Annotated in this window: 21 protein-coding genes; 13 read left to right on the top strand and 8 right to left on the bottom strand. The window is 68.1% G+C overall.

Features of this window, described 5'->3' with window-relative positions; all coding sequences use genetic code 11:
- Nucleotides 1-70: 70 nt before the first annotated feature.
- From rpmG to trxB, 3 genes are all read right to left on the bottom strand, one after another.
- Nucleotides 71-241: a 50S ribosomal protein L33 gene (gene rpmG, locus BHU06_RS18120; protein WP_070400610.1), complete on the bottom strand. Its 171-nt coding sequence runs from the start codon at nt 239-241 to the stop codon at nt 71-73.
- Nucleotides 242-252: 11 nt separating this feature from the next.
- On the bottom strand, nt 253-486 hold the full coding sequence (gene rpmB / locus BHU06_RS18115; RefSeq protein WP_070400609.1) for a 50S ribosomal protein L28: 234 nt from the start codon (nt 484-486) through the stop codon (nt 253-255).
- A 203-nt stretch (nt 487-689) separates the two neighbouring features.
- Nucleotides 690-1,637, bottom strand: coding sequence for a thioredoxin-disulfide reductase (trxB, locus tag BHU06_RS18110; protein WP_070400608.1), 948 nt, complete (start codon nt 1,635-1,637; stop codon nt 690-692).
- Between the two features lie 175 nt (nt 1,638-1,812).
- Here trxB and BHU06_RS18105 point away from each other — a divergent pair, with 175 nt between their 5' ends.
- From BHU06_RS18105 to lysS, 9 genes are all read left to right on the top strand, one after another.
- Nucleotides 1,813-2,487 carry a Crp/Fnr family transcriptional regulator gene (locus BHU06_RS18105; RefSeq protein ID WP_009516830.1) on the top strand — a complete coding sequence of 225 codons (675 nt, stop codon included), beginning with the start codon at nt 1,813-1,815 and terminating at the stop codon, nt 2,485-2,487.
- Nucleotides 2,488-2,550: 63 nt separating this feature from the next.
- Nucleotides 2,551-4,890: a DNA translocase FtsK gene (locus BHU06_RS18100; RefSeq protein ID WP_070400607.1), complete on the top strand. Its 2,340-nt coding sequence runs from the start codon at nt 2,551-2,553 to the stop codon at nt 4,888-4,890.
- A gap of 34 nt (nt 4,891-4,924) precedes the next feature.
- On the top strand, nt 4,925-5,572 hold the full coding sequence (gene lolA, locus BHU06_RS18095) for an outer membrane lipoprotein chaperone LolA (RefSeq protein ID WP_070400675.1): 648 nt from the start codon (nt 4,925-4,927) through the stop codon (nt 5,570-5,572).
- 8 nt (nt 5,573-5,580) lie between these two features.
- Entirely contained in the window at nt 5,581-6,876 is a 1,296-nt protein-coding gene (locus BHU06_RS18090; protein ID WP_070400606.1) for a replication-associated recombination protein A, read from the top strand.
- A 220-nt stretch (nt 6,877-7,096) separates the two neighbouring features.
- Nucleotides 7,097-8,026 carry a branched-chain amino acid ABC transporter permease gene (locus tag BHU06_RS18085; RefSeq protein ID WP_070400605.1) on the top strand — a complete coding sequence of 310 codons (930 nt, stop codon included), beginning with the start codon at nt 7,097-7,099 and terminating at the stop codon, nt 8,024-8,026.
- Nucleotides 8,027-8,044: 18 nt separating this feature from the next.
- Nucleotides 8,045-9,142, top strand: a complete 1,098-nt coding sequence (locus tag BHU06_RS18080; RefSeq protein WP_070400604.1) for a branched-chain amino acid ABC transporter permease — start codon at nt 8,045-8,047, stop codon at nt 9,140-9,142.
- A gap of 10 nt (nt 9,143-9,152) precedes the next feature.
- A complete protein-coding gene (locus BHU06_RS18075; protein WP_070400603.1) occupies nt 9,153-9,923 on the top strand; it encodes an ABC transporter ATP-binding protein in 771 nt (256 codons plus the stop codon).
- Between the two features lie 17 nt (nt 9,924-9,940).
- Complete coding sequence (locus BHU06_RS18070; protein WP_116960593.1) at nt 9,941-10,657, top strand: ABC transporter ATP-binding protein; 717 nt, start codon at nt 9,941-9,943, stop codon at nt 10,655-10,657.
- Between the two features lie 89 nt (nt 10,658-10,746).
- Complete coding sequence (lysS, locus tag BHU06_RS18065; RefSeq protein ID WP_070400601.1) at nt 10,747-12,303, top strand: lysine--tRNA ligase; 1,557 nt, start codon at nt 10,747-10,749, stop codon at nt 12,301-12,303.
- Between the two features lie 10 nt (nt 12,304-12,313).
- Here the strand turns inward: lysS and BHU06_RS18060 are convergent, their stop codons facing one another.
- Both BHU06_RS18060 and rpoH read right to left on the bottom strand, forming a co-directional pair.
- Nucleotides 12,314-14,068 carry a 7TM diverse intracellular signaling domain-containing protein gene (locus tag BHU06_RS18060; RefSeq protein WP_070400600.1) on the bottom strand — a complete coding sequence of 585 codons (1,755 nt, stop codon included), beginning with the start codon at nt 14,066-14,068 and terminating at the stop codon, nt 12,314-12,316.
- A 31-nt stretch (nt 14,069-14,099) separates the two neighbouring features.
- Nucleotides 14,100-15,059 carry an RNA polymerase sigma factor RpoH gene (gene rpoH, locus BHU06_RS18055; protein ID WP_070400599.1) on the bottom strand — a complete coding sequence of 320 codons (960 nt, stop codon included), beginning with the start codon at nt 15,057-15,059 and terminating at the stop codon, nt 14,100-14,102.
- Between the two features lie 232 nt (nt 15,060-15,291).
- On the opposite strand from rpoH, the gene BHU06_RS18050 reads away from it, so the two are divergent.
- Together BHU06_RS18050 and pcp are read left to right on the top strand one after the other, a co-directional pair.
- Nucleotides 15,292-16,170 carry a DUF3014 domain-containing protein gene (locus BHU06_RS18050; RefSeq protein ID WP_070400598.1) on the top strand — a complete coding sequence of 293 codons (879 nt, stop codon included), beginning with the start codon at nt 15,292-15,294 and terminating at the stop codon, nt 16,168-16,170.
- Nucleotides 16,171-16,213: 43 nt separating this feature from the next.
- Entirely contained in the window at nt 16,214-16,885 is a 672-nt protein-coding gene (gene pcp / locus BHU06_RS18045; RefSeq protein WP_070400597.1) for a pyroglutamyl-peptidase I, read from the top strand.
- A gap of 28 nt (nt 16,886-16,913) precedes the next feature.
- Here pcp and BHU06_RS18040 read toward each other — a convergent pair whose 3' ends face one another.
- Nucleotides 16,914-17,237 carry a hypothetical protein gene (locus BHU06_RS18040; RefSeq protein WP_070400596.1) on the bottom strand — a complete coding sequence of 108 codons (324 nt, stop codon included), beginning with the start codon at nt 17,235-17,237 and terminating at the stop codon, nt 16,914-16,916.
- 74 nt (nt 17,238-17,311) lie between these two features.
- On the opposite strand from BHU06_RS18040, the gene BHU06_RS18035 reads away from it, so the two are divergent.
- Entirely contained in the window at nt 17,312-18,352 is a 1,041-nt protein-coding gene (locus tag BHU06_RS18035; RefSeq protein WP_070400595.1) for a phosphotransferase enzyme family protein, read from the top strand.
- Here the strand turns inward: BHU06_RS18035 and BHU06_RS18030 are convergent.
- A complete protein-coding gene (locus BHU06_RS18030; RefSeq protein ID WP_070400674.1) occupies nt 18,309-18,716 on the bottom strand; it encodes a phage holin family protein in 408 nt (135 codons plus the stop codon). The genes BHU06_RS18035 and BHU06_RS18030 overlap by 44 nt on opposite strands.
- A gap of 92 nt (nt 18,717-18,808) precedes the next feature.
- On the opposite strand from BHU06_RS18030, the gene BHU06_RS18025 reads away from it, so the two are divergent.
- Complete coding sequence (locus tag BHU06_RS18025; protein ID WP_139147108.1) at nt 18,809-19,951, top strand: hypothetical protein; 1,143 nt, start codon at nt 18,809-18,811, stop codon at nt 19,949-19,951.
- Between the two features lie 11 nt (nt 19,952-19,962).
- Here the strand turns inward: BHU06_RS18025 and BHU06_RS18020 are convergent, their stop codons facing one another.
- The gene (locus BHU06_RS18020) at nt 19,963-21,780 is read right to left on the bottom strand and encodes a glutamine--tRNA ligase/YqeY domain fusion protein (protein ID WP_070400593.1); all 1,818 of its coding nucleotides are present in this window, start codon (nt 21,778-21,780) and stop codon (nt 19,963-19,965) included.
- Nucleotides 21,781-21,798 lie beyond the last annotated feature (18 nt).

Below are 21,798 nucleotides of genomic sequence, written 5' to 3'. Positions count from 1 at the left end.
TCGGCGGCGTGAGCAGGCAACAAAAAACCCGCTGTTCTCACAGCGGGTTTTTTGTTGGGGAAACGGGCTCTTACTTGAGCTTCGCTTCTTTGTATTCCACGTGCTTGCGGGCCTTCGGGTCGAACTTGATAAAGCCCAGCTTGTCCGGCGTGGTCTTCTTGTTCTTGTCCGTGGTGTAGAAGTGGCCGGTGCCCGCGGAGGACACCAGTTTGATCTTTTCGCGACCGCCTTTGGTTGCCATGGTGATTCTCCTTAAGCCTGGCCGTTGGCGCGCATGTCGGCCAGCACGACGTCGATGCCCTTCTTGTCGATCAGGCGCAGGGCAGCGCCGGAGACGCGCAGGCGCACCCAGCGGTTCTCGCTCTCGACCCAGAAACGGCGGTATTGCAGGTTCGGCAGGAACCGGCGCTTGGTTTTGTTGTTGGCGTGGGAAACGTTGTTCCCGACCTGGGGCTTCTTGCCCGTGACGTCGCAGACGCGTGCCATGAGGACACTCCGATCCATTCACACGGCTGTTCGCGGCGGGCCGCCGGGGGAATTCCCGGCGACTGGCGTCCAGCCTCACCTCGCCAGTTGTGGGTGGCGGTAACCCAAAATCGCGGTTGGCCCGGCGGACGCCGGACTTTCAGCAAAGCCCGCAATTATAGCCATAGCCGGCCCGGGCGGCCGAATAGGACGGGCTGGGGGGCTCAGGCGCCCTGCTGCTCCAGGAAGCGCTGAGCGTCCAGCGCGGCCATGCAGCCCGTGCCAGCGCTGGTGATGGCCTGGCGGTACACATGGTCCTGCACGTCGCCCGCCGCGAAGATGCCGGGCACGCTGGTCATGGTGGCCATGCCGCTGAGCCCCGATTTCGTGACGATGTAGCCGTCCTTCATCTCCAGTTGGCCCTGGAAAATCTCCGTGTTCGGTCGGTGGCCGATGGCGATGAAGCAGCCCTGCAGCTTCAGTTCCTCGGTGGCGCCGGTCTGGGTGTCCTTCAGGCGGATGCCGGTGACGCCGGTCTGGTCGCCGAGCACCTCGTCCAGGGTCTTGAAGAGCTTGAGCTCGATCTTGCCTTCCTTGACCTTCTCCATCACCTTGTCCACCAGGATGGGCTCGGCGCGGAACTTGTCGCGGCGGTGCACCAGGTAGACCTTGCTGGCGATGTTGGACAGGTACAGCGCTTCCTCGACCGCGGTGTTGCCGCCGCCGATCACGCAGGTGGTCTGGCCGCGGTAGAAGAAGCCGTCGCAGGTGGCGCAGGCGCTCACGCCCTTGCCCATGAACGCTTCTTCGGATGGCAGGCCCAGGTACTGGGCCGACGCGCCGGTGGCGAGGATGAGCGCGTCGCAGGTGTAGGTGCCGCTGTCCCCGGTGAGGGTGAAGGGGCGCTTGGAGAAGTCGACCTTGTTGATGTGGTCGAAGACGATCTCGGTCTTGAAGCGTTCCGCGTGCTGCAGGAAACGCTGCATCAGATCAGGGCCCTGCACGCCGTCCACGTCGGCGGGCCAGTTGTCCACCTCGGTCGTGGTCATGAGCTGGCCGCCCTGGGCGATGCCGGTGATGAGCACCGGGTTGAGGTTGGCGCGGGCCGCGTACACGGCGGCGGTGTAGCCGGCGGGGCCGGAACCCAGGATCAGGACTTTGGCGTGTTTCATATGGGTGCGCGCTATCGAAAAACGGAGCAATTGGTTTAGAGTCGAGGGGGTATATGGAGATACCCGGCGCGATAGTCAAATAACGCGCGTCAATGGCGGCGATCGCCGAAAGCCATGACCGGCCGGGATTGTAGGGAAGCGGGCCCTCTTTTCCCCGCTGTCTGGGATTACACGCATGTCCATTCTGTCCAATCTCGACCTGATCCGTCGCGTGCCGCTGTTTTCAACCCTCACGCAGGCCCAGGCCGAATCGGTGGCGGACGCGGTGGTCAAGCGCCGCTACAAGCGCGGCGAAATGATCGTCGAGCAGGGCAAGAAATCGAACTGCCTGGCCATCGTGCTCACCGGCCGGGCCCGGGTCGTCACCACCGACAGCCGCGGCCGCGAGGTCATCCTGGCCACCATGAACCCGGGCGACTACGTCGGCGAAATGAGTCTGATCGATAACCAGCCGCACTCGGCCACGGTGCGCGCCGAGGTGCAGACCGATGTGCTGATCCTGGGCCGCAATGAGTTCGCGCGCTGCCTGCCCGAGAACTCTTCCATGGCCTATGCCGTGATGCGCGGCCTGGTGCAGCGTCTGCGGCAGGCCGACCGCAAGATTGAGTCCCTGGCTCTGCTGGACGTATACGGCCGCGTGGCCCGCGCGCTGCTGGAGCAGGCGCAGCCCGGACGCGACGGCCAGCTGATGATCCGCGAGCGAGTGTCCCGTCAGGACGTGGCCAAGATGATCGGCGCCTCGCGCGAGATGGTCAGCCGCGTCATGAAGGACCTGGAGGATCGGGGTTTCATCGAGGTCGCCGAGGACGGCAGCACCATCATCAAGGAGCGGCTCAACACCCTCGGTTGAGTCTGTCGTGAGGGGCTGAGGCAGGGGGGTGCGCTGGGGTAAGCTTGGGCTTGCTTCCGCGCCATGACCTATTCACTCAATACCCTCAACGCCGACCAGCAGGGCGCGTCCGCGCCCAGTGGCATCGCGCGTTTCGCCCAGGAAATCGGCCTCGTGCTCGGCGCCGCCGCACTGGCCTTCTGGTTGATTGCCCTGCTGAGCCACTCGCTGGCCGACCCGGCCTGGAGCACCACGGGCACGTCCCCCGAGGTGCGCAACTGGGCCGGCCGGCTGGGCGCCATCGTGGCCGACGCCAGCTATTTCCTGTTCGGGTTTTCGGTCTGGTGGTGCTTCGCCGCCGGCGTGCGGGCCTGGCTCTCGGGCCTGGCGCGCTGGTTGCGTGGTCCCTCGCCCGTGCCGGCCGAGCCGCGCTGGTGGCAGCGGCCACACATGCGCCGTGCGGCCTTCTGGGGCGGCCTGGTCGTCCTGCTGATGGTGAGTTGCGCGCTGGAGTGGAGCCGCCTGCATCGGCTGGAGGCCCTCCTGCCCGGCCATTCGGGCGGTGTGCTGGGGCAGTCCCTGGGGCCCGTGGCCGAGCGCTGGCTGGGCTTCACCGGGGCGGCGCTGGCGCTGCTGGCGGCCCTGCTGGCCTGCCTGCCGCTGGTGTTCCGCTTCTCCTGGGGCCATTGGGCCGAGGTGGTCGGCCACACGGTCGACGGCTGGTTCGAGGCCCGGCGCGAGAAGCGCGAGGCGGTGGAGGACGAGCGCATCGGCCGCGCCGCCGCGCGTGAGCGCGAGGAGGTGGTGAAGACCGAGCGCGTGGAGATCGAGGAGCACCACCCGGTGCCCGTGCTCATCGAGCCGACCATGGTCGAGGTGCCCAAGAGCGAGCGTGTGGCCAAGGAGCGCCAGAAGCCCCTGTTCACCGAGTTGCCCGACAGCAAGCTGCCGCAGGTGGACCTGCTGGACGCCGCGCCAGGCCAGCAGAGCACGGTGGACGCCCAGACGCTGGAGATGACCAGCCGCCTGATCGAGAAGAAACTCAAGGACTTCGGCGTGGAGGTGCGCGTGGTCGCGGCCGCGCCGGGCCCGGTGATCACGCGCTACGAGATCGAGCCCGCCACCGGCGTGAAGGGCTCGCAGATCGTCAATCTCAGCCGCGACCTCGCGCGCTCGCTCTCGCTGGTGTCGATCCGCGTGATCGAGACCATCCCGGGCAAGAACCTGATGGCGCTGGAACTGCCCAACGCCAAGCGCCAGACCATCCGCCTGTCCGAAATCCTGGGCTCGCAGGTCTACAACGACGCCAAGTCGCTGCTCACCATCGGCCTGGGCAAGGACATCGGCGGCCAGCCGGTGGTGGCCGACCTGGCCAAGATGCCGCACTGCCTGGTGGCCGGCACCACGGGTTCGGGCAAGTCGGTGGGCATCAACGCCATGATCCTGTCGCTGCTCTACAAGGCCGACCCCAAGGACGTGCGCCTGCTGCTGATCGACCCGAAGATGCTCGAGATGAGCGTCTACGAGGGCATTCCGCACCTGCTGGCGCCCGTGGTCACCGACATGAAGCACGCGGCCAACGGCCTGAACTGGTGCGTGGCCGAGATGGAGAAGCGCTACAAGCTCATGAGCAAGGTGGGCGTGCGCAACCTCGCGGGCTACAACACCAAGCTCGAAGAAGCCAAGGCGCGCGGCGAGGTGATCGGCAACCCGTTCTCGCTCACGCCCGAGCAGCCCGAACCGCTGGAGCCGCTGCCCTACATCGTGGTGGTGATCGACGAGCTGGCCGACCTGATGATGGTGGTGGGCAAGAAGATCGAAGAGCTCATCGCGCGTTTGGCGCAGAAGGCGCGCGCCGCCGGCATCCACCTGGTGCTGGCCACTCAGCGCCCCAGCGTGGACGTGATCACCGGCCTGATCAAGGCCAACATCCCGACCCGCATCGCCTTCCAGGTGAGCAGCAAGATCGACAGCCGCACCATCCTCGACCAGATGGGCGCCGAAAGCCTGCTGGGCATGGGCGACATGCTCTACCTGCCCTCGGGCATGGGCTTTCCCACGCGCGTGCACGGCGCCTTCGTCAGCGACGACGAGGTGCACCGCGTGGTGGGCTACCTCAAGCAGCAGGGCGAGGCCAACTACATCGACGGCGTGCTCGACGGCGGCGGCGCCGACGGCGAGGGCGGTGACATGTTCGGCGAGGGCGGCGACGGGGGCGGCGGCGAAAAGGACCCGCTGTACGACCAGGCCGTGGCCATCGTGCTGCAGGACCGCAAGGCCAGCATCTCGTACGTGCAGCGCAAGCTCAAGATCGGCTACAACCGCGCCGCGCGCCTGCTGGAAGACATGGAAAAAGCCGGCCTGGTGAGTGCGCTCACCAGCAGCGGGCAGCGCGACATCCTGGTCGGCGGGCGCGTGGAATGATGCAACTCGCCGCCCGTCCTGGGGTCACATGGCCATGAACATTCGCACCCTGTTGACGGCGGCTGCCGTGTCGCTGCTGAGCCTGGCCGGGCCTGCGCACGCCGATGGCCTGAGCGCCCTGGACAGCTTCCTGCGTGAGGTGGACAGCGCGCGCGCCGACTTCACCCAGGTGGTCACCTCGCCGAAAAAGTCGGGCGAGGCCGCGCCGCGCCAGCGCACCAGCACGGGCCGCTTCGAGTTCTTGCGCCCCGACCGTTTCCGCTTCGTGTACGCCAAGCCTTTCGAGCAGACCATCGTGGCCGACGGCCAGCGTCTCTGGCTGCACGACGTGGACCTGAACCAGGTGAGCGTGCGCGCCCAGAAGGACGCGCTGGGCAGCACGCCGGCCGCGCTGATCGCCTCGGGCGGCGACCTGACGGCGCTGCGCGCGGCCTTCGACTTCAAGGCCTTGCCCGAGAAGGACGGCCTGCAGTGGGTCGAGGCCCTGCCCAAGGCCCGCGACGGCCAGCTCCAGCGCGTGCGCATCGGCCTGCGAGGCAACCAGCTCGCGGTGCTCGAAATCGTGGATGGCCTGGGCCAGCGCTCGGAGCTCACGTTCAAGGGCTGGCAGGCCAGCCCGGGCCTGAAACCGGGCGATTTCCGCTTCGAGCCACCGGTCGGTGCCGACGTGATCCGCAACTGACCGACGGCGTGGCGACCGCTCCCAACACCCACGCCCCCCTGGCCGAGCGGCTGCGCCCGCGCACGCTGGGCGAGGTGATCGGCCAGCAGCACCTGCTGGGCGAGGGCATGGCCCTGCGCCTGGCCTTCGAATCGGGGCAGCCGCACAGCTGCATCCTCTGGGGCCCGCCCGGGGTGGGCAAGACCACCATCGCGCGCCTCATGGCGGATTCGTTCGACGCGCAGTTCATCACCATCAGCGCGGTGCTGGGCGGTGTGAAGGACATCCGCGAGGCGGTGGAGCAGGCCCAGGCCGCGCGCGACGGCCTGCATCCGCAGCGCACCATCGTCTTCGTCGACGAGGTGCACCGCTTCAACAAGAGCCAGCAGGACGCCTTCCTGCCGCACGTCGAGAGCGGCTTGTTCACCTTCATCGGCGCCACCACCGAGAACCCTTCGTTCGAGGTGAATTCCGCGCTGCTGTCGCGCGCGGCCGTATATGTGCTGCAGCCCCTCACCGAGGACGACCTGCGCGCCATCGTGGCCAAGGCCCGCGCCATCGATGCCGTGCCGGCCATCGAGGACGCCGCGCTCGACCGCCTGATTGCCTACGCCGATGGCGACGCGCGCCGCCTGCTCAACACCCTGGAAACGCTGGCCGTCGCGGCCCGGCGCGAGCAACTGGACAGCGTGACCGACACCTGGCTGCTGCGCGTGCTGGGCGAGCGCATGCGCCGCTACGACAAGGGCGGTGAGCAGTTCTACGACACCATCAGCGCCCTGCACAAAAGCGTGCGCGGCTCCGACCCCGACGCCGCGCTCTACTGGTTCGTGCGCATGCTGGATGGCGGTGTCGACCCACGCTATGTGGCGCGCCGGCTGATCCGCATGGCGGCCGAGGACATCGGCCTGGCCGACCCGCGCGCGCTGCGCCTGGCCCTGGACGCCGCGGAGGTGTACGAGCGCCTGGGCTCGCCCGAGGGCGAACTGGCACTGGGCGAGTGCGTGGTCTACCTGGCGGTGGCGCCCAAGTCCAATGCCGTCTACAAGGCCTTCAATCAGGTGCGCGCCTTCGTCAAGCGCGACGGCACCCGGCCGGTGCCTTTGCACCTGCGCAACGCGCCCACCCAGCTGATGAAGTCGCTGGACTATGGCAAGGACTACCGCTACGCGCACGACGAGGCCGGTGGTTTCGCCGCTGGCGAGAACTACTTCCCCGAGGGCATGGCGCCGCCGGTCTTCTACGAGCCGGTCGATCGCGGCCTGGAAATCCGCATCGGCGAGAAGCTGCGCGAGCTGCGCCGCCTCAACCATCAGGCGGATTGATGGGGCCTCAGACGAACTGATACCGTCACGGCTGACCCGGGTTTTCCCTGGAATTTCAGGGGTGTCAACCCAGTCTGTGCGTGGATACCCCTCGCTACAATCGCGCACCACCGACCCGCCCCCGGCCTTATCCAGGCCGCCTCTGGCGGGTTTTTTGCTAGGTTGAAACGGGGGGCGCGGCAACAGCACCCCCGCGGTCAAAAACCACGGAGAACCTTTCATGGAAGTCTTGCTACAGCAGATCCTCAACGGACTGGTGCTGGGCAGCATGTACGCGCTTGTGGCCCTGGGCTACACGATGGTGTACGGCATCATCGGCCTCATCAACTTCGCCCACGGCGACGTGCTCATGGTGGGGGCGCTCACCAGCTGGACCATCATCACCGCCATGCGCGAGGCCTCGCCCGACATGGCCGGCTGGATGATCCTCATCATCGCCACCGCCATCGCCATGGTGGTCTGCGCGGCCCTCAACTTCACCATCGAGAAACTGGCCTACCGGCCGCTGCGCAACTCACCGCGCCTGGCGCCGCTGATCACCGCCATCGGGGTTTCCATCCTGCTGCAGACGCTGGCGATGATCATCTGGAAACCCAACCCCAAGTCCTATCCCGCCACGCTGTCGCGCGAGCCGATCGACTTCTTCGGCGCCGTGCTCTCCATCACCCAGATCACCATCCTCGCCACCACGGTCATCGTGCTGGCGCTGCTGATGTGGCTGGTCAACCGCACCAACCTCGGCCGCGCCATGCGCGCCACCGCCGAGAACCCGCGCGTGGCGGCGCTCATGGGCATCAAGCCCGACGTGGTCATCTCCGCCACCTTCATCATCGGTGCCATGCTGGCGGCCATCGCCGGCATCATGTGGGCGTCCAACTACGGCACGGTGCAGCACGCCATGGGCTTCATGCCCGGCCTCAAGGCCTTCGTGGCCGCGGTCATGGGCGGCATCGGTAACCTCGCGGGCGCCGTGCTCGGCGGCGTGGCCCTGGGCCTGATCGAGTCGCTGGGCGCCGGCTACCTCGGCAAGCTCACCGGCGGTTTCCTGGGCAGCCAGTACACCGACATCTTCGCTTTCATCGTGCTGGCCTTCGTGCTGATCCTGCGACCCTCGGGCCTGCTGGGCGAGCGCGTGGCGGACCGCGCCTGACGTGACGGGAGAGACCTCATGCTGAACGCCAAACCCGTCAAGCTGATCGCCTTCCTGGTGATCGCGGCGCTGATGCTGATCCTGCCCCTCGCGCTGCAGGCCACCGGCAGCAACTCCTGGGTGCGCATCGTCGACGTGGCGCTGCTCTACGTGCTGCTGGCCCTGGGCCTGAACATCGTGGTGGGCTACGCCGGCCTGCTCGACCTCGGCTTCATCGCCTTCTTCGCGGTCGGGGCCTACCTCTACGGCCTGCTGGCCTCGCCGCACCTCACCGACACCTTCGCCTGGCTGGCCGCCACCTTCCCCAACGGCCTGCACATGAACTTCTGGATCGTGATGGTGGTCGCCGGTATCGTGGCCGGCGTCACCGGCCTGATCCTGGGCTTTCCGGTGCTCAAGCTGCGCGGCGACTACCTGGCCATCGTGACCCTGGGCTTCGGCGAGATCGTGCGCATCTTCATGCTCAACCTTGACCGGCCGATCAACATCACCAACGGCCCCAAAGGCCTGACCAACGTCGATGCGGTGAGCGTCTTCGGGCACCGCATGAGCCAGAGCCTGTCGATCGATATCGGGGGGTTCTCCTACACCTTCCAGTCGGTCACGCTGTACTACTACCTCATCCTGTTCTTCGTGGTGCTGGCCATCGTCATCGCCTACCGCCTGCAGGATTCGCGCATCGGCCGTGCGTGGATGGCCATCCGCGAGGACGAGATCGCCGCCAAGGCCATGGGCCTGAACACGCGCAACCTCAAGCTGGCGGCCTTCGGCATGAGCGCCACCTTCGGCGGCATTGCCGGCGTGCTGTTCGCCTCGTTCATGCGCGGCGTCTACCCCGAGTCCTTCATCCTCATGGAGTCGGTGATGATCGTCGCGATGGTGGTGCTGGGCGGCCTGGGCCACATCCCGGGCGTCATCCTCGGCGCCCTGGTGCTGGCGGGCCTGCCCGAGCTGCTGCGCCACGTGGCGCACCCGCTCACGGCCATGACCGATGGCCGCCTGGGGCCCGAGATCCTGCGCCAGTTGCTCATCGCGCTCGCCATGATCGTCATCATGCTGCTGCGTCCCAAGGGCCTGTGGCCGTCACCGGAACACGGCAAGTCCCTGAGCAAGTGAGGAGCGCGGCATGACAGACACCATCCTGAAAGTCGCCAGCGTCTCCAAGCGCTTTGGCGGCCTGCAAGCCCTCAGCGACGTGGGCATTGAAATCCGTCGCGGCCAGGTCTATGGACTGATCGGTCCCAACGGCGCGGGCAAGACCACATTCTTCAACGTGCTCACCGGCCTGTACACCCCCGACAGCGGCACGTTCGAGCTGGCCGGCAAGCCCTACACGCCCACGGCGGTGCACGAGGTGGCCCGCGCCGGCATCGCGCGCACCTTCCAGAACATCCGACTGTTCGCCGAAATGACGGCGCTGGAAAACGTGATGGTGGGCCGCCACGTGCGCACGCACTCGGGCCTGCTCGGTGCCATCCTGCGCACCGGCGGCTTCAAGCGCGAGGAGCGCGAGATCGCCGAGCGGGCGAAGGAACTGCTCGACTACGTGGGCATCGGCAAGTTCGCCGACTACAAGTCGCGCACCCTGAGCTACGGCGACCAGCGCCGCCTGGAGATCGCGCGCGCCCTGGCGACCGACCCGCAGCTCATCGCGCTCGACGAGCCCGCCGCCGGCATGAACGCCACCGAGAAGGTCCAGCTGCGCGAACTCATCGACCGCATTCGCCAGGACAACCGCACCATCCTGCTCATCGAGCACGACGTGAAGCTCGTGATGGGCCTGTGCGACCGCGTCACCGTGCTCGACTACGGCAAGCAGCTCTCCACCGGCACGCCGGCCGAGGTGCAGAAGGACCCGAAGGTGATCGAGGCCTACCTCGGCACGGGCGGGCATTGAGTCGGCAGGAGAACAGCATGGCAAACACACTACTCAAGGTCGCCGGCCTCAAGGTCTCATATGGCGGCATCAAGGCGGTCAAGGGCATCGACCTCGAAGTGCGCGAGGGCGAGCTGATCACGCTGATCGGCTCCAACGGCGCGGGCAAGACCACCACCATGAAGGCCATCACCGGCTCGCTCGCCATGGAGGCGGGCGACGTCGAATACCTGGGCCAAAGCATCAAGGGCAAGGGCGCCTGGGACCTGGTGAAGCAGGGCTTGGCCATGGTGCCGGAAGGTCGCGGCGTGTTCACGCGCATGAGCATCACCGAGAACCTGCAGATGGGCGCCTACGTGCGCAAGGACAAGGCCGGCATCGCGCAGGACATCGAGCGCATGTTCGGCATTTTCCCGCGCCTGAAGGAACGCAAGGACCAGCTGGCCGGCACCATGAGCGGCGGCGAGCAGCAGATGCTGGCGATGGCGCGCGCGCTCATGAGCCAGCCCAAGGTGCTGTTGCTCGATGAGCCGTCCATGGGTCTGTCGCCGATCATGGTCGACAAGATCTTCGAGGTCGTGCGCGACGTGTCGGCGCAGGGCGTGACCATTCTGCTGGTGGAGCAGAACGCCAGCCGCGCCCTGCAGATCGCCGACCGCGGCTACGTGATGGACTCGGGCGAGATCATCATGAGCGGTGACGCGAAACAGATGCTGACCGATCCGAAGGTCCGCGCGGCGTACCTGGGCGAATAGGTCTCAGGCCCCGCGGCGCGGCGGGTTCCGTCGCAAAACTACAATCGCGGGTTGCGCGCCATTCAGGCGCCCAACCCGCTTTTCATTTCATGAGCCAAGCCAACACCCCCGACACCGCCGCCCCCGTGGCGCAAGACGAGAACCAGCTGATCGCCGAACGGCGCGAGAAGCTCAAGGCCCTGCGCGAGGGCCAGAAGCGGGGCGAGGGGGTGGCCTTCCCGAACGACCACAAGCCCACGGACAACGCCGCCGCGCTGTTCGCCGCCCATGGCGAGAGCAGCAAGGAAGCGCTGGAGGCCACGCCAGTGCGCGCCAGCGTGGCGGGCCGCATGATGCTCAAGCGCGTGATGGGCAAGGCCAGCTTCGCCACGCTGCAGGACGCCTCGCTGGGCCCCAGCGGCGGGCGCATCCAGATCTACCTGAACAACGACAGCGTGGGCGAGGCCCAGCACAACGCCTTCAAGCACTGGGACCTGGGCGACATCGTGGCCGCCGAGGGCACGCTGTTTCGCACCCGCACCGGCGAGTTGACCATTCACGCCGACAAGATCCGCCTGCTCACCAAGAGCCTGCGCCCGCTGCCCGACAAGTTCCACGGCGTGGCCGACCAGGAGATCAAGTACCGCCAGCGCTACGTGGACCTGATGACCGACGAGGGCGCGCGCCGCCGTTTCGTCACGCGCAGCCAGGCCGTCACGGCGCTGCGCCAGTTCATGGTGTCGCACGGCTTCCTGGAGGTCGAGACGCCGATGCTGCACCCCATCCCCGGCGGTGCCAACGCCAAGCCTTTCGTCACGCACCACAACGCGCTCGACCAGGAAATGTTCCTGCGCATCGCGCCCGAGCTGTACCTCAAGCGGCTGCTGGTGGGTGGCTTCGAGCGCGTGTTCGAGATCAACCGCAACTTCCGCAACGAAGGCATCTCGGTGCGCCACAACCCCGAGTTCACCATGATGGAGTTCTACGCGGCGTACTGGAACTACCGCGACCTCATGGACTTTTCGGAACAGCTCATCCGACACGTGGTGCGCACGGTGCGCGGCGAGGGCGAGGTGAGCTACCAGGGCCGCGCGGTCGACATCGACTCGCCCTTCGAGCGACTGACCATCCGCGACGCCATCGTCAAGTACACCGACGCGGGCGCGAACGTGGACAACGCCGACTGGCTGCTCGGCCAGCTGCGCAAGCTCGGCCTCAACGAGGAAAAGGACCAGCTCTCCAAGCGCAGCCTGGCCTCGCTGCAGGTGCTGTTCTTCGAGGAGAAGGTGGAGAGCGAGCTCTGGAACCCCACCTTCATCATGGAGCACCCGACCGAGATCTCGCCGCTGGCGCGCGCCAACGACGAGCGACCCGAGGTGACCGAGCGTTTCGAGCTCTACATCACCGGTCGCGAATTCGGCAACGCCTTCTCCGAGCTGAACGACGCCGAGGACCAGGCCGCGCGTTTCCACGCCCAGGTGGACGCCAAGGACGGCGGCGACGACGAGGCCATGCACTTCGACGCCGACTACATCCGCGCGCTCGAGTACGGGATGCCGCCCGCCGGCGGCTGCGGCATCGGCATCGACCGCTTGATGATGCTGCTGACCGACAGCCCCAGCATCCGCGACGTGATCCTGTTCCCCGCGCTGCGCCGCGAGAGCTGAACCCCGGCGCTCAGAAGTTCAGCCGCAGGATCGCCTTGCGCGGCTCTTCGCTGAGCGTGAGCATGCCCTGGCGCATCCACTCGAGGTGGGCGGCGGCATCCTGAGCGAGCTCGCCGTCGGCATCGGGCAGCAGCGCGACCACCATCCGCAGGCGCAGCGTGGTGCCCGCGGGCAGGCGCGGTGACAGGCGCAGACCATTGGCCAGCAGGCTGGTGGCCGTGTGCAGCACCTGATCGGGCTTCACCGGGCCCTCCATCAGCAGCGCGAAGCTGTCGTCGTCCACCCGCGCGGCCGTGTCCACGTCGCGCGCCACCGCGCGCAACTGCGAGGCGGCGATCACCAGCGCGCGGTCGGCGACCTCGCGGCCGTGGCGGGCGGCGATCTCGGCGTGGTTGTGCAGGTGCACCAGCAGCAGGGCGCTGTGGTGGCCGTAGCGCTGGGCTCGCACCAGGCTGTCGTGCAGGCGCAGCAGGAAATGCGGCCGGTGTGTCAGGCCGGTCAGCGGCTCGGTGCGCTCCAGCGCATGGGCGCGGGCCTGGGTCTCGTGCTGAATCCGCGAACGCATCAGCAGGGCGTAGAACAGCAAGGGCGCCTCGATGGCCGCGGCGATCACGATGCCGTACTGCGACAGGAAGCTCGACGACAACAGGTTGAAATTGCGCAGCACCGGCAGGGTAGAGGCCAGCAGGACCGGCACCATGCTCACCGCGAACCAGCGGATCCAGGTCTCGCCGCTGCGCCACGCCATGCCCAGCATGGCCGCGATGGTGAGCATGGACAGGGTGCCCAGCGCGCTCAAGACCTGCAGGCTCAAGGCGCTGGGCTGCGACTGGTCCCACACGACGCCGATGAGCCAGGCCGCCGACAGCGCCAGGCTCAGCCGGTCCAGGGTGCGCCCGATGCGCCGCGGCTGGGCGACCTGGCGCACGAACATCAGGCCCACCAGGCCCATCAGGGGCAGAAGGATGAACTCCGCCTCCTGGTTCCAGCGCACCAGATTCGGCCAGAGGAACTGTCCGCCCACGCCCAAGGACGCGGCCATGCTCAGGCCCAGCAGGCTGATGTAGATCGCGTAGGTTGCGAAGGCGGCGTCGCGGAACACCGCCATGTTCACCAGCGCCACCACCGTCAGCAGCAAGGCCATGCCGAAATAGGCGCCCAGGACAAACTGCTGGTGGATGCGCTGCTCGCGCAGGGTGTTGTGGTCGTGCAGCTGGAAAACGCCCGAGAAGGGCACGCGCGCGTGCTCCACCCGCACCCAGTAGCGCACCGTTTCGTCCGGGCGCACGTCCAGGCTGAACACGGGGTAGCGGTCGGGGTTGGCCCAGTCGCTCACCGCCAGCCGGTCGCCGGCGCGCTGCACGCGCCACTGGCCGTGGGCGTCGCGGTAGTACATCGATATGGCGTCGGTGCCCGAGCGCGCGAGTTCCAGCTCCCAGTGCGCCTGGGTGTCGCGCATCAGCACGTCGAAACGCAGCCACAGCGCGGTCTGGCCCGACAGCACCACGCGCTCGTCCGCGCCGCGCAGGCGCCAGCTCAGGCCGGGGGGGCCCGCCGCGATCTCGTCGATGCCCAAGGCGCCGGTCGGGTCCAGCAGCTGCTGGCTGCGGCCGTCCAGGGAAATGGTGGCCCGGCGCGCGTCCAGCGCGATGGGCGCGGGATCGGAGGGGGCAGCGTCAGTGGCGAAGGCGGGGAGGCAGAGCAGGGCCTGGCAAAGGCCCAGGGCGGCGCGCAGGCGCCGCCACACGGGAGCAAAGAAAGGCATGGGGCGCGATTGTGCCGTCGCGCCGGCCGGATCAGGCGTAGGCGGCGAGCGCCTTGCGCATCTTTTTCATGGCCGCCACCTCGATCTGACGGATGCGCTCGGCGCTCACGCCGTACTCGGCGGCCAGTTCGTGCAGGGTCATGCCCCCCGAGCCGTCGTCGTTCACCTTGAGCCAGCGCTCGCTCACGATGCGGCGCGAGCGCTCGTCCAGCTCGCCCATGGCCTGCGCCACGCCTTCGGTGGCGAGCCGGTCGCGCTGGGCCGATTCCAGCACCGCCGTGGGCTCTTGCGTTTGGTCGGCCAGATAGGCGATGGGGCCGAACGCCTCTTCGCCGTCGTCACCCGGCCCCGGGTCCAGCACGACGTCGCCGCCGGCCAGGCGCGTTTCCATCTCGCGCACCTCGTCGGGCTTGACGTTCAGTTCACGCGCCACCAGGCCCACTTCGGCGTCGCTCAGCACCTCGCGGTGGGTGTCGCCGTCGGCGGCTTCGGCGCGAAGGCCCTGCTTGCGCGAGCGCAGGTTGAAGAACAGCTTGCGCTGGGCCTTGGTCGTGGCCAGCTTGACCATGCGCCAGTTCTTCAGGATGTACTCGTGGATCTCGGCCTTGATCCAGTGGATGGCGTAGCTCACCAGGCGCACGCCCTGCTCAGGGTCGAAGCGCTTGACGGCCTTCATCAGGCCCACGTTGCCTTCCTGGATCAGGTCGCCGTGCGGCAGGCCATAGCCCAGGTACTGGCGGGAGATGGAGACGACCAACCGCAGGTGCGACAGGACCAGGCGCCCGGCGGCGTCCAGGTCGTTGTGGTCGCGCAGGCGGCGCGCCGCGTCCTGTTCCTCCTCCAGGCTGAGCAGGGGCAGGCGGTTCACGGCGGAAATGTAGGCGTCCAGATTGCCCAGCGGCGGCAGCGTGAGCGAGCGGTTCGACCAGGAACCGGCCACGGCCAGATCGCTGCTCGGCGCAGCGGCCACAGGAATCAGCGAATGGGACATGGATGACCTCCTCGGGGTATCGGACAAGAATATTAGCACTCGGTTGGAGGGAGTGCTAAATCGGAAGTTCCATGCCCCCGGTGAAACAGATGGCGATGGTCTAGGTTCTTGTAAGTTTTTGATTTATATGAATTTTTTCGATGGTTTCCGGCCTGGAGCCTGCGCGGTGGTGCGGCAGAACCCCGGGGTGTAGGATGGACCGCCTCCCCAGCTTGCCGGAGACGACGAGGCCATGACACGCGAACCCGAACGAGACGAATCCTCCCGCCTTCCCATCATCCTGGCGGCCGCCGTGGCGCTGGCCGCCGCCGGCTACTTCGGCTGGCGGTACCTCCAGGACCGGCAGACCCCCGCCCCGGTGGAGCCGCCGGTGGCTGTCGCCCCATCCGCCCCGCCCGCGCCCGCCGAACCGGCCCCCGCGGCGCCGCCCACCATCCAGCACCCGGTGGAGCCCCCGGCGGCCGAATCCAGCGCCCCGCCCGCGCCCTTGCCCGCGCTGGCCGACGCCGACCCCTACGTGAGCGATCACCTCGCCGAGCTGCTCGGCCGCCCGAACGCGCTGCGTTTCCTGCAGCTCGACGGCTTCATCAAGCGCGCCGTGGCCACGGTCGACAACCTGGGGCGTTCGCACGCGCCCGTGCTGATGTGGCCCGTGACCCCGACCCCCGGGCGCTTTGCCTCGACCAAGGCAGCCGATGGCGCCAGCGAAACCATCGCTCCGGACAACAGCGCGCGCTACACGCCCTTCGTGCAGTTCGCCGAGTCGGTGGACACGGGCCGGGCCGTGGCGCTGTACCGCCGCCTCTACCCGCTGTTCCAGCAGGCGTACGAGGAGCTGGGCTTTCCGGGCCGCTACTTCAACGACCGCCTGGTGCAGGTGCTGGACCAGCTCATCGCCACGCCCGTGCCCGCCGCGCCACCAGCCGTGGCGCTGGTGCAGGTGAAGGGCGAGGTGCCGTCCACCCGGCCCTGGGTGCGCTACGAGTACGCCGACCCGCAGCTGGAGGCCCTGTCGGCCGGGCAGAAGATCCTGCTGCGCATGGGCGCGGACAACCAGCGCCGCCTGCAGGCCAAGCTGGTGGACCTGCGCGGCCGCGTCGCGCGGCGCTGAGCGACGGGGGCCTGGGCGGCGGCGCCTGCGGTAGATTGGCGCGATGCCCGCCCACCCCAGCCCGCCCTCCGCGCCGTCGACGACGGTCCTGCTCACCGGCTTCGACCCCTTCGATGGCGCGAGCGTGAACCCGAGCTGGCTGGCCGTGCAGGCCCTGCACGGCGAGCGCCTGCTGGACCACACGGTGGTGGCGGCGCAACTGCCCACCGTGTTTGGCGAATCGCTGCGGCGCCTCACGGCCCTGCTCGACGAACACCGGCCCGCGCTGGCCATCTGCGTGGGGCAGGCCGGCGGGCGTGGCGCCCTCTCGCTGGAGCGCGTGGCCATCAACCTGGACGACGCGCCCATCGCCGACAACGCGGGCGCGCAGCCCATCGACGCGCCGGTGCGGCCCGGCGCGCCCGCCGCCTACTTCACGGGCCTGCCGATCAAAACCATGCTGGCCGAGCTGCAGGCGGCTGGCATCGCCGCCGAGGTCTCGCAGACCGCCGGCACCTTCGTCTGCAACCACGTGTTCTACGGCCTCATGCACGCGCTGGCGACGCGCCGTGGCCTGCGCCACGCGCGCGGGGGCTTCGTGCACGTGCCCTGGCTGCCCGAGCAGGGGCGGCCCAGCATGGCCTTGGACGGCATCGTCCGCGGCCTGCGGCTGGCCGTGCGGTGCGCGCTGCAGGAGCGGCAGGACAGGGCGCTGGGCGCCGGCGCCACGCACTGAAGCGGACTGGCCGAAACGGACCGGCGGCTCAGGCCTGCCAGACGCCGAAGCCGGCCGAGCGCAGGTCGATGGCGACCTCGATCTCCTTGTCCACCGCGTCCCGGTAGCGCAGCGGGTTGAAGCCCTCGAACAGGTCCGGCAGCAGCCGCAGCCCGTACCTGAACACGTAGCCATTGGCCTGGATGCCGGCCTTGTGCTTGTCGAAGCGCACGTCGGGGTCCAGGCCGGTCATGCCGACGTAGACGCAGGGCCTGCCGTCCACGTAGCCCGGGTTGCAGGCGCGGAACTTGTGTTCGAGCAGCACGTCGCGGTGCAGCTCGATGACGTAGACGTGGTGGTGCGGGCGGGGCATGGCGTGCGGGCGGCGAGGCGCCAGTATCCGCTGCGGGCCTAGAATCGCGCCCCTTTTTCTTCGGGGCGCAGGCCATGGATCTGGAGATCGCGCAATCGACGCCCACCGCGGCCGCGGTGGCCCGGGTGGTGCAGGCGAACTACGCGCTGGGCGAGGTGGTGGCCGGGGAATTCCTGCGCCGCAGCTTCAATCAGGTGTACCGACTCACCCTGGCCGACGGGCGCCGGGTGGTGGCCCGGCTGTGCGCCGAGCGCCCGCGCGGCGAGCCCAACCTGCGTTTCGAGGCCGAGGCCTTGCGGCACCTCCAGGCCCGAGGCCGCGCGGTGGCCGCAAGCCTGCCCACCGCGCGGGGCGAGGTTGCCCTGCGGGTGCGCCTGCCCGAAGGCGAGCGCGCGCTCATGCTCTTCGAGCACCTGGAGGGCGAGGCGACCGCCGACCTGCCCGCCAACATCGAGGCCTTTGGCCGGGGCCTGGCGCAGCTGCACGCGGCGGCCGAAGGCTTCGATGCCAGCGCCAGTCGCTATACCCTGGACCTGGACTACCTGTTGATGCAACCGCTGCAGCGCCTGCTGCGGGCCCCCACCATGACCGCCGATCTGCGTCCCCGGTTCGAGGCCCTGGGGCAGCGCTTGCGGGACCGCATCCTGGCGCTCGGCCCTTTGAGCCGCGTGCTGTGCCACGGCGACGCGCACGGCGACAACAACTTCGTGACGGTGCGGGAGGACGGGGAACGCCAGGCGCTGTTCTTCGACTTCGACGAAATCGGCCCGGGCTACCTAGCCTACGAGCTCGCGGTGTATCCCTGGTCGCTGCATCCGCGTTCCGTCGATGGTGCCTGGAGCGACAAGGCGATGGCGCGCTGGCACGCGTTCATCGCGGCCTATCGCGCGGTGCGCGAGCTGGGCGAGGCCGACACCGCGGCCCTGGCGCCCTTCGTGGCGGTGCGCCAGTTCTGGCTGCTGGGCGAATACGCGGGCCGCGTGCCGGTGTGGGGCTCGCAGGCCATCCCCACGGACTACCTGCAGCGGCAGGTGAAGCTGCTGACGCAGTGGGAGGCGCTGGAGCTTGCGCTCACAGCCAGACCTGCCCCGGCCCCGGGCCCGTCTGGATGGTGAAGTCCGGCGTGCCGCCGAGCACGAAGGCGCCCAGCACGAAGCTCAACACCGACATGAACAGGCTGGCCCACAGGGCGGTCCAGAAACCGTCGATGCTGAAGCCTTCCACCAGCTTGGCCACCAGCATCAGCACCACGGCGTTGATCACCAGCAGGAACAGGCCGAAGGTGATCAGTGTGAGTGGCAGCGTCAGCAGCACCAGCAGCGGCCGCACGATGGCATTGGCCAGGCCCAGCAGCAGGGCGGCGACCACCAGCGCACCCGTGCCGCTGAAGCGCATACCCTTGAACACATGGCTGGCCACCCAGAGCGCGAAGGCGGTGAGGGCCCAGTGGAGGAGGAAGGGGGTGAGGTTGGCGAGCATGGCGGAGCGGTCCAGGAAGCGGAGGGCCATTCAAGTATGGGGCCAGTCTCTGGCCCCCTCCCTAGAATTCGACCGAATTCCAGGGAGCTCGCATGAAAACAAGGGTCGACGAGACGGCAGTTGCTCCATCCCTGCCCGAAGGTGCGGAGCCACCACCCGTCCCGGTGGGACTGGCGAGGCTGCTGTTGCAGCAGCTGGCGGCCATTCCTTGGGTCGGGCTGGGTGCCATCGGCACCGGCTTCGGCGTGGCCTTGCTGGCCTTCTACTTTCGGTCGATCGACTTTGTGCCGCCCGACATTTCGTCGGTTCTTGGCGCCAGCGTGTTTGTGGCGATGCTGGCGTTCGCTTTCTATCTGTGGGTGTTGGTGTCGTTGGTCGGCCCGCTCTGGGCCTATCGCGCCGCGAAACTGCCGCCTCAGCAAGAGGCCTGCGAGCCGGGCTTCTGCCTCGCCGCCAATGTGGGACTGCCCGCGTTGCAAGTACTTGGCGTAGGGGGCTTTCTTCTGATCGTTCTGGGTGTTCCGGCTTGGCGGGAGTGCCGCCCGTATGCGGGTTGGACCCTGGCCATTTGCGGTGTTCTCGCTCTGCTTGGGGGCGCTGTATGGGCCTGGAGCGAATGGAGGACGCGGGGCCAGAGGCCCGCGTGGTGGTGGCGCTTGCCGGCCGTGCTGTGGGTCTGCCTTTGGGGTGTTCTTCCCATGGGCGCCTTGCTGGCGCTGCTGTGGCCCAGCCAAGGGGCGGGCTGGCAGCATCTGTGGACACTGGGAGGCCTGTGGTTGGGCGTCGTGATCGCGCCCCTCTTTCTTCGTCGCATTCCCGTGTGGGGCTGCGCCCTCATGATCACGACGATGTTCCCGGCACTTGCCATCTCCCTGCCACTTTTTTTGGGTTCGCCGTCGTTGTTCCCCACAAAAATTGCTGAGCTCGCCGGTGTCCGTTCCAAGGGAGCGCTCGAACTTCGCGTCCCCGCCAGCACCTGTCTTTTGATTGACAGCTCATTGGAGGTCGATCACAGAGCCCGGTACGTGAATTGCAACGAGCGGGGATGGAGTTCCGTTCATGCCCAGGTATTGGCCAACCTGGGCCCGCGCTGGCTGATTCAGCTTGCGCCGAAGAATGCGGGAACGTTGGCGGGCGAGAGCATGCTGCGGCTAACGGTGCCGGCCGAGGGAGTCCACATCGTGCAGCGGCCACCGGTGCCGAAGACCACCAGCGCAGACAGTTGTCCGCGCTGAGGTCCGCCGTGTCACTTGCCCCAGCTGTCCTTCAACCCCGTCACCCGGTTGAACACCGCCTGGCCGCCCACCCCATGGTCCACGCGGTCGGCCACGAAGTAGCCGTGTCGCTCGAACTGGAACTTGTCGTCCGGCTGGGCCGTCGCCAGTGAAGGCTCGACCCAGGCCTGGACCACCTTCAGGCTGTCCGGGTTCAGGGCCGAGAGGAAGTCCTTGCCGCCCGCGTCCGGGTGCGGGTCGCTGAACAGGCGGTCGTAGAGTCGTACCTCGGCCGCGATGCCGTCGGCCACGCCCACCCAGGTGATGGCGGCCTTGGCCTTCACGCTGTCGGCGCCCGGCGTGCCGCTCTTGGTGTCGGGGATCACCTTGGCGTGCACTTCGGTCACGCGGCCTTCGGCGTCCTTCGCGCAGCCGGTGCATTCGATGACGAAGCCGCCCTTGAGGCGCACCACGTTGCCCGGGAACAGGCGCTTGTAGCCCTTGGGCGGCACTTCCTCGAAGTCCTCGCGCTCGATCCACACCTGCTTGCCGATCTTGAAATGGCGGTCCGGCGGCGGGGTCTGGCCTTCGGCGACGGCGCTGTGGGGCAGGGCGGGCTGGTGGCAGTCCTCGGTGTGGCCGTCGCTGCCAAAGGCCTCGGCCCAGTTGGTCATGACCAGCTTCACCGGGTCGAGCACGGCCATGGCGCGGTGGGCCTTGTTCTCCAGGTCCTCGCGCAGGCAGCCTTCGAGCACGCTGTAGTCGATCCAGCTGTCGCTCTTGGTCACGCCGATGCGCTCGGCGAAGAGCTGGATGGACTCGGGCGTGTAGCCGCGCCGGCGCAGGCCCACGATGGTGGGCATGCGCGGATCGTCCCAGCCGCTCACGCGCTTCTCGTTCACCAGCTGCGCCAGCTTGCGCTTGCTGGTGATGACGTACGTGAGGTTCAGGCGCGCGAACTCGTATTGCCGCGGCGGCGGGCTGGCCAGCAGGCCGGCTTCGGTCAGTCGCTCCAGCAGCCAGTCGTAGAACGGGCGCTGGTCCTCGAATTCCAGCGTGCAGAAGCTGTGGGTGATCTGCTCCAACGCGTCCTCGATGGGGTGCGCGTAGGTGTACATGGGGTAGATGCACCACCGGTCGCCGGTGTTGTGGTGCGTGGCGCGGCGGATGCGGTAGATGGCCGGGTCGCGCAGGTTGATGTTGGGCGAGGCCATGTCGATCTTGGCCCGCAGCACGGCCGCGCCGTCGGGCAGCTGGCCGTCGCGCATCTCGCGCAGGCGCGCCAGGTTCTCGGCCGGCGTGCGGCTGCGGAAGGGGCTGTTGGTGCCGGCCGTGGTGAAGTCGCCGCGGTTGGCGCGCATGTCCTCGGCGCTCTGTTCGTCGACGTAGGCGTGGCCGCGCTCGACGAGGGCCTCGGCCGCGCGGTACATGAAGTCGAAGTAGTCGCTGGCCTGGTAGAGGTGGCTGCCGCCCCGGCCTTCCCACGAGAAGCCGAGCCATTTCACCGCGTCGATGATGCTGTCGACGTACTCGGTGTCTTCCTTCTCGGGGTTGGTGTCGTCGAAGCGCAGGTGGCAGACGCCGCCGTAGTCGCGCGCCAGCCCGAAGTTCAGGCAGATGCTCTTGGCGTGGCCGACGTGCAGGTAGCCGTTGGGTTCGGGCGGGAAGCGGGTGCGGATCTTGGCCGGGTCCAGCGGGCCGGCGGCCTGGTGGGCGGCGTCGCCGGGGCTGCCGGCCCAGTGGCGGCTGGCGTAGGTGCCTTTGGCCAGGTCGGCCTCGATGATCTGGCGCAGGAAGTTGCTGGCCTTGGCGTCGCCTTCGGTGGGCGCGGGGGATGCGGGGGAGGTCATGGGCGGATTCTAGGGACC

Origin of the sequence: Hydrogenophaga sp. PML113 (assembly GCF_001777155.1) — a bacterium.
GTDB lineage: Bacteria > Pseudomonadota > Gammaproteobacteria > Burkholderiales > Burkholderiaceae_C > Hydrogenophaga > Hydrogenophaga borbori.
This window is presented reverse-complemented; position numbering and strand designations above follow the sequence as displayed.

Bases quoted from the DNA above. Each gene is read 5' to 3' on its own strand.
- rpmG (WP_070400610.1), bottom strand. From the start codon at position 241: ATGGCAACCAAAGGCGGTCGCGAAAAGATCAAACTGGTGTCCTCCGCG.
- rpmB (WP_070400609.1), bottom strand. From the start codon at position 486: ATGGCACGCGTCTGCGACGTCACGGGCAAGAAGCCCCAGGTCGGGAAC.
- trxB (WP_070400608.1), bottom strand. From the start codon at position 1,637: ATGAAACACGCCAAAGTCCTGATCCTGGGTTCCGGCCCCGCCGGCTAC.
- BHU06_RS18105 (WP_009516830.1), top strand. From the start codon at position 1,813: ATGTCCATTCTGTCCAATCTCGACCTGATCCGTCGCGTGCCGCTGTTT.
- BHU06_RS18100 (WP_070400607.1), top strand. From the start codon at position 2,551: ATGACCTATTCACTCAATACCCTCAACGCCGACCAGCAGGGCGCGTCC.
- lolA (WP_070400675.1), top strand. From the start codon at position 4,925: ATGAACATTCGCACCCTGTTGACGGCGGCTGCCGTGTCGCTGCTGAGC.
- BHU06_RS18085 (WP_070400605.1), top strand. From the start codon at position 7,097: ATGGAAGTCTTGCTACAGCAGATCCTCAACGGACTGGTGCTGGGCAGC.
- BHU06_RS18080 (WP_070400604.1), top strand. From the start codon at position 8,045: ATGCTGAACGCCAAACCCGTCAAGCTGATCGCCTTCCTGGTGATCGCG.
- BHU06_RS18075 (WP_070400603.1), top strand. From the start codon at position 9,153: ATGACAGACACCATCCTGAAAGTCGCCAGCGTCTCCAAGCGCTTTGGC.
- BHU06_RS18070 (WP_116960593.1), top strand. From the start codon at position 9,941: ATGGCAAACACACTACTCAAGGTCGCCGGCCTCAAGGTCTCATATGGC.
- lysS (WP_070400601.1), top strand. From the start codon at position 10,747: ATGAGCCAAGCCAACACCCCCGACACCGCCGCCCCCGTGGCGCAAGAC.
- BHU06_RS18060 (WP_070400600.1), bottom strand. From the start codon at position 14,068: ATGCCTTTCTTTGCTCCCGTGTGGCGGCGCCTGCGCGCCGCCCTGGGC.
- rpoH (WP_070400599.1), bottom strand. From the start codon at position 15,059: ATGTCCCATTCGCTGATTCCTGTGGCCGCTGCGCCGAGCAGCGATCTG.
- BHU06_RS18050 (WP_070400598.1), top strand. From the start codon at position 15,292: ATGACACGCGAACCCGAACGAGACGAATCCTCCCGCCTTCCCATCATC.
- pcp (WP_070400597.1), top strand. From the start codon at position 16,214: ATGCCCGCCCACCCCAGCCCGCCCTCCGCGCCGTCGACGACGGTCCTG.
- BHU06_RS18040 (WP_070400596.1), bottom strand. From the start codon at position 17,237: ATGCCCCGCCCGCACCACCACGTCTACGTCATCGAGCTGCACCGCGAC.
- BHU06_RS18035 (WP_070400595.1), top strand. From the start codon at position 17,312: ATGGATCTGGAGATCGCGCAATCGACGCCCACCGCGGCCGCGGTGGCC.
- BHU06_RS18030 (WP_070400674.1), bottom strand. From the start codon at position 18,716: ATGCTCGCCAACCTCACCCCCTTCCTCCTCCACTGGGCCCTCACCGCC.
- BHU06_RS18025 (WP_139147108.1), top strand. From the start codon at position 18,809: ATGAAAACAAGGGTCGACGAGACGGCAGTTGCTCCATCCCTGCCCGAA.
- BHU06_RS18020 (WP_070400593.1), bottom strand. From the start codon at position 21,780: ATGACCTCCCCCGCATCCCCCGCGCCCACCGAAGGCGACGCCAAGGCC.